The sequence below is a fragment of the Bartonella sp. TT110JLCBS genome (assembly GCF_042193405.1).
GTDB lineage: Bacteria > Pseudomonadota > Alphaproteobacteria > Rhizobiales > Rhizobiaceae > Bartonella.
This window is the reverse complement of sequence record NZ_JBHILT010000041.1, coordinates 1-2,391: the sequence shown is the minus strand read 5'-3', so window position 1 is coordinate 2,391 and position 2,391 is coordinate 1. Positions and strand designations below refer to the sequence as shown.

1 protein-coding gene is annotated in these 2,391 nt (G+C 45.2%); it reads left to right on the top strand.

Annotated elements, in window-relative coordinates:
* Positions 1-2,391 (top strand): hemagglutinin repeat-containing protein (locus ACFILW_RS08685; RefSeq protein ID WP_375685572.1); only part of this gene is annotated, 2,391 nt, incomplete at both ends.

The window sequence follows — 2,391 nt, the reverse complement described above, 5'->3', positions numbered from 1 at the left end:
AGGTGATTTATCTTTTACCAATGCAGATGGCAGCGGAAAAAGCCTTTCGCTTGTGAACAAAGCAGGCTTTATTCAAGTTGGTGGAAACTTAAATATCCAAACCAACACTCTAAAAAACGAAGCCGATAGCACGCCTGTCATCACGGAAAAAACGGAATATAGCGATATTTCATTCGAAAAACCAGACAAATATAATTTTCTCGATGGTAGGGATTTATATCATGATACGAGATCGAATAGCTGGGGTAAAGGAAAGCTTTCTAAGTGGCCGCTTGGTAAAGACAAGAAAAACTTTATATTTGAACAGCAGGTTTGGGCGAGCAAAGAAGAAATCTACGGCACCGCAATTTCAAGCGATGGAACAGTCTATAAGGCTTTTACTTGGGAATATAATGATAACAGAAAAGGCATAGAACAGTATTCCTGGAATGGTTCTCGGCGGAAGGGAGGATGGTTTGGGTCAATAAACGAAGACTGGTCACATATGACAGAAAAGACTGTCACACAAGCATTTTCGCATAAACCAACTGTTTCGGGGGTAATACAATCTAGTGGCAATCTCATCATTAACGCTGATACCATTGACAACCATTATAGCTCTATGAGAGCAGGGGGAAATGCCGATATCCACGCCAATGTGCTGACCAATTTAGGTGCAACGGCTTATAAAAACACTTATCTTGGTTGTCAGGCTAATACAGACAGTTGTTATGGTTATAAAGCTGATGGAAGCCGCGATGTTTCTTTAGATATAGCCAATGGCAAGGATCGCCAGATTGGTTCAGAAGCTTTGGAGAGCGTTCCTGGTCTTGTCCAAGCGGGCGGCACTTTAAATCTGGTGGTCGATCAACTCAATAACACGGCAGCGGAAGGTTCGATTACAGGGGATGCGCATTTTAAAGCACAAGCAGTTGAAGGCAATCCACTGGAGTCCTTAAGTGGTTTAACTGGGGCTGGCGCTCTCTTTACACCAAAAGTGGATCTCAATAATGCAGGGGAACTTTCTGAGGGGCTCCCTTTACCAAAACCCCAATCGGGTGGTGTTGGGGGCACGCTGCCCAACCAAAATTTCATTTATGAAACGCGGGCAGAATTCCTTGATGTTGGCAAGTTTTATGGCTCAGCCTATTATTTGAACAGAATTGGTTACAATCCTGACAGAGAGATTTTTTTCTTAGGCGATGCTTATTTCGAAAAGGAATTGATTGAAAAACAAATGCGTGATCTTGTTGGTCAAGGTTTGGGCAAAGGTTCCTTTATTCCTGGAAGTGATGCCATTGAACAAGTCAAAACCTTGCTGGATGTCGGGGCAGACTATGCAAAAGCCCACAATCTCCCCTTTGGTGAGGCTTTGAGTGAAGAACAATTGGCTTCTCTAGAAGCCCCGATGGTGATTTATGTGCGCCAACAGGTCAAGGGCATGGATGTTTACGCACCGGTGCTTTACATCCCTGAAAAAGACAGAGCCTCCTTTGTTTCTGCTGGGGCTTTGATCATGGGCGATGATGTCAATATCACCAGCCAAAATACGAGCAATTCAACGATTATCAATTCAGGGCGGATTGCGGCAAATCACCAATTGCATGTGCATGGTGGGGATATCCTCAGTCAAGGGGGGCATTTTGCGGCGGGTGGGGATGCTGTTCTCCTTGCGGAGAAGAATATTCGTTTAGATGCAGGGCGCACAACGGTTGACGGCGTGGAGACCGTTTTAAACACCGAGGCGCTTTCTGCTGGTGGTAATGCAACGGTGATTGCTAAACAAAATATCACCGCTTCCGGGGTGGGGATCACCACCGGAGGTGATCTTGCCATGGCTACAGAAGAAGGCAACTTGACGATCGGTTCAGCAGAAACCCATTACCATGATGAACAGGGTGATGCTACCATGCATCATAAATCAGAAGTCAACTCTGGAGGCTCAACGACACTTCTCTCTGGACAAGATTTGAATATTCTAGGCTCTGATGTTCAAGCAACGGATAATCTTTCCTTACAAGCTGAGAGGAATGTTTCGATTGATGCTACACGCAACAGCATGGACAATCAGAATGGGAGTGAAACATCTCATGTTGCTTTACACAATGGCTCTCATTTAAGTTCTGGAAAAGAGACCACTGTTCTCTCTGGAAAAGATATCCATATTGCTGCTTCCGATATAGATGCCAAGGGCAATGTTGGTCTTGGTGCCCAAGGGGAGATAACAATAGGGGTGAGAAACGATGAGATGGAGTATCATCTTCGCACCAAAAACACGAAAGTGGATATGCAAGCCTCTCATGCCGTTGGATCTTCGATAAAATCGGGAGGTGACACCACTGTCATTGCAGGGCAGGATGGCAAACCGCATGATCTTAGCATCACAGGCAGTTCCATTGCGGCTGATGGCAA